This window comes from Flavonifractor plautii ATCC 29863, assembly GCF_000239295.1.
Classification (GTDB): domain Bacteria; phylum Bacillota; class Clostridia; order Oscillospirales; family Oscillospiraceae; genus Flavonifractor; species Flavonifractor plautii.
Genome location: NZ_JH417720.1, coordinates 1 through 6,782, shown reverse-complemented (window position 1 = coordinate 6,782; position 6,782 = coordinate 1). Strand labels below are relative to the sequence as shown.

Annotated in this window: 10 protein-coding genes; all 10 read left to right on the top strand. The window is 65.7% G+C overall.

The genetic code is table 11. From position 1 onward, the window contains the following. Nucleotides 1-233 precede the first annotated feature (233 nt). Nucleotides 234-491 carry a DUF2508 family protein gene (locus HMPREF0372_RS07115; protein WP_009261299.1) on the top strand — a complete coding sequence of 86 codons (258 nt, stop codon included), beginning with the start codon at nucleotides 234-236 and terminating at the stop codon, nucleotides 489-491. A 51-nt stretch (nucleotides 492-542) separates the two neighbouring features. Further along, entirely contained in the window at nucleotides 543-818 is a 276-nt protein-coding gene (locus HMPREF0372_RS07110; RefSeq protein WP_007490188.1) for a pro-sigmaK processing inhibitor BofA family protein, read from the top strand. Nucleotides 819-902: 84 nt separating this feature from the next. Beyond that, complete coding sequence (locus HMPREF0372_RS19095; protein WP_024725368.1) at nucleotides 903-1,121, top strand: hypothetical protein; 219 nt, start codon at nucleotides 903-905, stop codon at nucleotides 1,119-1,121. A gap of 41 nt (nucleotides 1,122-1,162) precedes the next feature. Further along, nucleotides 1,163-1,792, top strand: coding sequence for an S-layer homology domain-containing protein (locus tag HMPREF0372_RS07105; protein ID WP_007490186.1), 630 nt, complete (start codon nucleotides 1,163-1,165; stop codon nucleotides 1,790-1,792). A 42-nt stretch (nucleotides 1,793-1,834) separates the two neighbouring features. Then, on the top strand, nucleotides 1,835-2,278 hold the full coding sequence (locus HMPREF0372_RS07100) for a MarR family winged helix-turn-helix transcriptional regulator (protein WP_007490185.1): 444 nt from the start codon (nucleotides 1,835-1,837) through the stop codon (nucleotides 2,276-2,278). 70 nt (nucleotides 2,279-2,348) lie between these two features. Then, nucleotides 2,349-3,380, top strand: a complete 1,032-nt coding sequence (locus HMPREF0372_RS07095; protein WP_155116982.1) for a putative glycoside hydrolase — start codon at nucleotides 2,349-2,351, stop codon at nucleotides 3,378-3,380. A 201-nt stretch (nucleotides 3,381-3,581) separates the two neighbouring features. After that, the gene (locus HMPREF0372_RS07090; RefSeq protein ID WP_035301330.1) at nucleotides 3,582-3,908 is read left to right on the top strand and encodes a hypothetical protein; all 327 of its coding nucleotides are present in this window, start codon (nucleotides 3,582-3,584) and stop codon (nucleotides 3,906-3,908) included. Beyond that, nucleotides 3,895-5,919, top strand: coding sequence for a V-type ATP synthase subunit I (locus HMPREF0372_RS07085; RefSeq protein ID WP_039996844.1), 2,025 nt, complete (start codon nucleotides 3,895-3,897; stop codon nucleotides 5,917-5,919). The genes HMPREF0372_RS07090 and HMPREF0372_RS07085 overlap by 14 nt, the downstream gene beginning before the upstream one ends. A gap of 1 nt (nucleotide 5,920) precedes the next feature. After that, a complete protein-coding gene (locus tag HMPREF0372_RS07080; RefSeq protein WP_007490180.1) occupies nucleotides 5,921-6,415 on the top strand; it encodes a V-type ATP synthase subunit K in 495 nt (164 codons plus the stop codon). Nucleotides 6,416-6,427: 12 nt separating this feature from the next. Next, nucleotides 6,428-6,782, top strand: a 355-nt coding sequence (locus HMPREF0372_RS07075; protein WP_007490179.1) for a V-type ATP synthase subunit E, incomplete at its 3' end; no start/stop codon positions are given.

The window sequence follows — 6,782 nt, the reverse complement described above, 5'->3', positions numbered from 1 at the left end:
GGAGTTCAGACGTGTGCTCTTCCGATCTTCCTTTCGCCTTTCGCCAGAGGGTGAGCTCACCCGGCACCGGCTTAAAAGGAGATGCAAGGAGGAACAGGCCTCTTTCCTGTCCGGGCATAGTATGTGCACAGGACGGAGCGCCATACGCGGAAAATTTTGGTTTAGGCTCCGGCATATTTGTCCAGACTGGACATACCATGAGATGGGAAACCAAAAACAAAGGAGGCGCCGTTATGGCGGAGGAGGCCAGAGTGTTTTTCCTGCGGAAAAGACGGGAGCGGGCGGAGGATACCGAGCGGCGGGCGCTGTTGGAGGGGCTGGGACAGACCCGCAGCCTCATTGCCCAGGCCTATGCGGGCTTTAACGCCGCCAAGGACCCGGATCTGATCGAGTCCTATGTCTTTGAGATCAATGCCCTCCAGGCCCGGTACTCCTACCTGCTGCGGCGGGTCAAGGAGCTAGACGGGGAGGCGCAGGCGCAGCCGGGATAACTGCGGGGGGAACCCGCCGCCAAGGGACTGGCAGAGGAAAGCTGGGAGGGGATGGCGGTGGAAACCTTGCTCAATGCCCTGCCCTGGATTGTGGGCGGGTTGATCCTGATTTTGCTGTTGGCGGCCCTGCGGCGGCCGCTGGAGTGGCTGGTGCGTCTGGCCGCGCGGACGGGCGTGGGCCTGGCCGCCCTGTGGGCGTTGAGCGGTGTGGGCGGCCTGGTGGGCCTCCACCTGGGGGTCAATCTGGTCAACGCTCTGGTGCTCGGCGTGCTGGGCGTGCCCGGCTTTGGGCTCCTGTTGATGCTTAACTGGGCGCTGGCGGTGTGAATGCAGAAGAGGGGCGGGCGCTGCGGCGCCCGCCTGGGGTTGCCATTAAGCCTTTCTGCCGAGGTGTTCGGAGGGAAGAATAGTGTGAAAGGGAACCGTCAGGGTTCCCTTTCGCGTTGGATCAAACGACTTTTTGAAACTTTTTTAGAGTTTCAAAAAGTCCAGCAGCCTGTCGAAAATACCTTTTCGACAGGCTGGGGCGGGCGCTGCGGCGCCCGCCCCTCTTTCGCTGTGCGCCCGGCTGTGGGGGCGTTTTTACAGGGCGGCGGGCGTTTTATTCAGCGGTTGTTCACACATTTGTAAAATCCATGTCGTAGAATGGGGACAGCCTAACAAGATTGGGAGTGAATGCCTTGAAAAAGCGATGGACGGCGCTGGCCTGTACCCTGTGTCTGTGTGCCAGCCTGACCCTGCCCGCGGCAGCCGCGGGCGGGTATACAGATGTGCCCGGCGGGGCGTGGTATGAGGCGGCGGTCAATGAGGTGACCGAGAAGGGCTATATGACCGGCGTGAGCGAGGGACAGTTCGCCCCTACCGCCAACGTGACCCGGGCCACGGTAGTGACCGTGCTGTGGCGGATGGAGGGTTCGCCGGCCCCCACGGCCACCGTCTCCTTTGGGGACGTGTCCCCTGAGGCGTGGTATGCCCAGCCGGTGGCCTGGGCCAAGGAGAACGGAATTGCCAACGGCGACAGCCGGGGGGACTTCAAGCCGGATCAATCCGTCACACGCCAGGAGCTGGCGGCCTTCCTCACCCGCTTTGACCAATACCGGGGCGTACCGCTGGCCGAGGGCTCCCTCAACCTGTACTCCGACGCCAACATGACCGGCGTTTGGGCGGTGGAGAGCATGCGCCACGCGGTGGGCATGGGCTGGCTGGAGGGGGACGGCGGCAGGCTGCTGCCCGGCGGCGTGGCTACCCGCGCCCAACTGGCCGTGATTCTCCAGCGCCTTACCACCCAGGCCATGGGCTGAGGCGGTTCTGTGGATGCGCGTAACAGGAGGGAGCATTGACCGATGGAACAGCCCAATATTTTCATGTCCTATCTGCGGGTGACACAGCACATGTCCCAGCAGTTCCGCAGCCACTTCGGCCGGCTGGACCTGACCTTTCCCCAGGCCCTGGTGCTCACGGTGCTGGGGGAGGATGGGCCGGTACCCATCAGCGCCCTGGCCGAGCGCACCGGAAGCGCCAACAGCACGGTGTCGGGCATTGTGGACCGGCTGGAAAAGCTGGGGCTGGCCAGACGGCAGCGCAGCGAGACGGACCGGCGGGTGATCTATGTGTGCGCCACGGAGAAATACAACGCCCTGCGGGCCAAGGCGGCCACTGACGTGAGCGGATATTTCAGCTCCCTGCTCAGCGGCATGAGCCAGGAGGACCGGGCCATGATCGCCGCCGCCTTCCAGAAGCTGGACGACGCGCTGCTTCAGGCTGGGACAGAGCAGTCCGGACCGTGATAGAACGGGCAAAAAACGGCCAAGCTATTCAGGCGTGGCCGGGTGAATGCCGCGAAGAGGGGGGACGCCGGTGAGGCGCAACGGATACGATTCCTACCACGGACGCAGCCGCGTCCGCACCTTTTTGAAAGTGCTGATTGTCCTGCTGCTGGTCGTGCTGGCGGTGGCGGTGGGTGCTCTGCTGTGGCTCGAGCCCTACATCGACTACTCTGCCAACGGCATTAAAATCAATCTGCCCTTTTTCCAGCAGAAGGAGCCGGCGCCTGCTACGGGCGCCCCGGTGGTGGTGACCACGCCGGAGCCCACACCCACACCGGAACCGGAGGAGGACTTCCGGGGGATTCTGCTGCCCAATTCCGCCCTCTATGACGGCACCGCCGCCCAGCGGGTGGAGGCGGCCGGCGCCACCGCCGCTCTCTTTGACATGAAGGCGGACGACGGCAGCCTGGGCTATATCTCCGGGCTGGCCCTGGCCATCCAGGCGGAGGCATCCGCCGCCGACCCGGCCCTCAACGCGGCCATCCAGCTCCTCAACGGCGGAGAGGTGTATACCGTGGCCCGGGTGTCCTGCTTCCGGGACAACCTTGTGCCCCGCAGCGACATGTCTCTGGCCATCCACACCAACGCGGGCAACTGGCGGGACAGCGGCGATACCCGCTGGCTCAGCCCGGCCAATGAGAGCGCCCGCCAATATGTGGTGGGCGTGTGCCGGGAGTTGGCGGCCCTGGGCTTTGATGAGATCCTGCTGGACAACTGGGCCTTCCCCACCGACGGGGAACTGGGCTGGATTAAGGCCGATGCCAACTATCCCGCTGACGGCCGGACCGCCGCGCTGGAGGTCTTTCTCGAGGAGGTGCGCGCCGGACTGGCGGAGTTCCCGGAGGTAAAGGTGTCCCTGGTGACCACCGCCTCCGCCGCCGCAGGCGGGGCGGTGGAGAGCGGCCAGACCGCCGCTCTGCTGGAGCGCGCCGACCGCGTATTGGTGCGCCTGGGGGAGGGGGAAACCCTGCCCCGGCTGAACCAGACCCCGGTGGTGCCCGTGCTGGAGCAGGCGGGGCAGGCCCGGGAGGACTGGGCCGTGCTGACCATGACAGGCGAATAATGCCCAAAAGCGGACGCATAGCCCTATGCGTCCGCCTTTTTCGTCGGTTCCCAGCGGAAGAGGCAGAAGGAAAACAAATTATGTTAAAAAGTAAACTTATAATTTTAAACTTGAAATTCTCTCCGATTTGAAGTATCATTCATATATCATCGGGAAAATTTGTTTCGAGCGACCCGGATGATAGAGAAAGGCGGTGAGAGCATGTCTCTGGAAGCAATGAAGCAGGTGACCGAGGCCGAGGAGGCCAACCGGGCCCGCAGGGCGGAGGCCCAGGCGGAGGCCAAACGGCTGGTGGCCGAGGCGGAACGGGCGGGGAAGGCCCGCTTGGCGGAGGCCCGCGCCCAGGCAGAGGCCCAGGCGAGGGAGCTGATGCGGCAGGCTGAGGCCAAGGCGGCCGAACACGCGTCGGAGGTGATGGCCCAGACCCGGAAATCCTGCGACGCCCTGCGGGCCCAGGCGGAGGCCCGCCTGGCGGACGCCGCTGAGAGCATCGTGAGAAGGGTAGTGAAAACGAATGTCCATTGTTAAAATGAAGCGGCTGCGGCTTATCGGCATGCAGGCCGAGCGGGAGAGCCTGCTGCGGCTGCTTCAGCACATGGGCTGTGTGGAGATTGACGAGCCGCCCCATCTGGGGGACGACCCGGAGTGGGCTGCCCTGACGCGGCCGGACCCCGGGGCGCTGAACGCGGCCCGGGACGCGCGGTCCCGTGTGGAGGGGGCGCTCAGGACCTTAAAAAAATACGGCCCCAAGCAGAAGGGCGGGCTGCTCAAGCCCCGGCCGGTGGTCACAGAGGGGGAGCTCTTTGACGACGCGGCTTATGAGGCCGGCCTGGCGGACGCCGGGCGGCTGGGGGAGCTGGAGCGGCGGATCACCGCCCTCTATGCCGAGCAGAACAAGCTGCGCACCCAGCGGCTGGCTCTGGCGCCTTGGCTGGCGCTGGACATCCCGCTGGAGACGGCCTCTACCCCGGAGGTGGCGGTGTCCTTCGGCACCGTGGCCGCCTCCGCCGATCTGGACGCGCTGGAGCGGGAGCTGGCGGAGAAAAGCGAGCTGACCCAGGTGCTCCGGGCCGGGGCGGACACGCAGCTGCAATACCTGGTGTTCCTCTGCCACCGCAGCGCGGAGGAGGCCTGCCAGGAGGTGCTCAAGGAGTACGGCTTCTCCCGGGCGGCCCTGCGGGGCTGGACCGGAACGGCGGCCGAGAACGACAAACGGCTGGAGGCCGGGCAGGCGGAGGCCGCCCGTACACTGGAGGAGGCCATTGCCGCGGTGGCCGGCTTCGCCCCCAGGCGGGCGGCGCTGGAGCTGTGCCTGGACCGGGCGGTCCAGGAGATCGCCCGGGAGGAGGCCAAGAGCCGCCTGCTGGACTCCGGGACGGCCTTCTACCTGGACGGGTGGGTGCCCGTGCCCGAGGAGGAGAAGCTGCTGCGGAAGCTGGGGGAGTTCACCTGCTGCTGGGAGACGTCCGACCCGGCGCCGGAGGACTACCCGGTGGTGCCCGTCAAGCTTAAGAGCAACGCCATCACCGAGCCGCTGACCACCATCACGGAGATGTACTCCCTGCCCGCCTACGACGGGGTGGATCCCAACGGCCTGATGGCCCCGTTCTATATCTTCTTCTTCGGCTTCATGTTTGCGGATCTGGGCTACGGCCTGCTTCTGGCGGGCGCCTGCCTGTTCATCCAGCATAAGGTGCGGCCCAAGGGCGGCTTCGGCCAGCTCATCCGGCTGATGACCATGTGCGGCGTCTCGTCGGCGGTGATCGGGCTGCTGACCGGCGGATTTTTCTCCGACTTTCTGGTGCAGTTCACCGGCATGCTGGGCCTGCCCCAGCCGGCCGTCCCCTTCCTCTCCGTGCCGGAGGGCAGCGGCCTGCCCGCCCCTCTGCTCAACGTGATGGAGGACCCCATGACCGTGCTGGTATTCGCTCTGGCGGTAGGCTTCGTGCAGATTGTGGTGGGCATGGCGGTCAAGTTCTGGATGCTCTGCCGGGACGGCCAGGTGTGGGATGCCGTGTGGGACGTCGGCACCTGGTGGGTGATCTTTGCGGGCATCGGGCTGTTTGCCCTGAACCTGACCGGCGTTTCCTCTGTGGGCAGCGTGGCCGGCATCCCCGTGGTGCTGGTGCTGGGCTGCCTGATGCTGCTGGCCCAGGGCCGCAGCGCCAAGGGCTTCGGCAAGGTGACGGCGGTGATCGGCGCGGTCTACAACGGCGTGACGGGGTACTTTGGGGACATCCTCTCCTACTCCCGCCTGATGGTCATGATGCTGGCCGGCTCGGTGATCGGGCAGGTGTTCAACATCCTGGGCGCCATGCCCGGCGGCGGCCTGCCCCCGGCGGTGGGGATTCCCATCTTCTTCGTGATTTTTATTGTGGGCCACGCCTTCAACATCGGCCTGAACGTGATCGGCACCTACGTGCACACGTCCCGCCTGCAATATCTGGAGTTCTTCAAGCAGTTCTACAAGGAGGGCGGACGCCCCTGGCGGCCCCTGAACATTGCGACCAAGTTTGTCGATATTAAGGAGGAACAGTAACATGACGATCGGTGAATTTCTGACCCAGTACGCGGGTGCGTTCTTTGGCTTCCTGGGCGCGGCGCTGGCCGCCGGCCTGGCCTGTGTGGGCTCCGCCAAGGGCACCGGCATCGCCGGTGAGGCGGGCGCCGGCCTGCTGGCCGAGGACCCCTCCCAGTTCTCCAAGTGTATGATCCTGCAGGTCATCCCCGGCACCCAGGGCCTGTACGGGCTGGTCATCGGCTTTTTGGCCCTGATGAAAATGGGCCTGTTCGACGGCACCGTGGCCGAGCTGTCCATCGCCAACGGCCTGCTGATTCTGGCCGCCTGCCTGCCCATGGCCATCGGCGGCCTGCTCTCCGGCATCGCCCAGGGCCGGGTGGCCGCCGCCTCGGTCAACATTGTGGCCAAGAACCCCAACGACTGGTCCAAGGGCATGGTGCTGTGTATCATCGTGGAGTTCTACGCCATCCTGTCCCTGCTCATCTCCTTCCTGATGATCATGTTCGGCTTCTGAGCGGAGGCGGCTATGGACGGAATTGAGAAAATCACCGGGCGCATTGCGGCCGACACCGAGGCGGAGATCGCCTCCATCCAGGCCGAGGCCCGGCGGCAGGCCGACGAGATCACCGCCCGCTACGAGGCCCAGGCCAAGCGGGAGGCGGAGGAGATCGCGGCCCGCGGCCGCCGCAGCGCGGAGGAGCGCCAGGCGCGGCTTGCCAGCGTGGCCCAGTTGGACGCCCGCAAGCTGGAGCTGGCCGCCAAGCAGGAGATGCTGGCCAAGGCCTACGACAGGGCCATGGAGCGGCTGACAAGCCTGCCGGACGAGGAATACGTAGGGCTGCTGGCGGGGGCTGGCGGCGAAGGCGTCGTCCACGGGACGG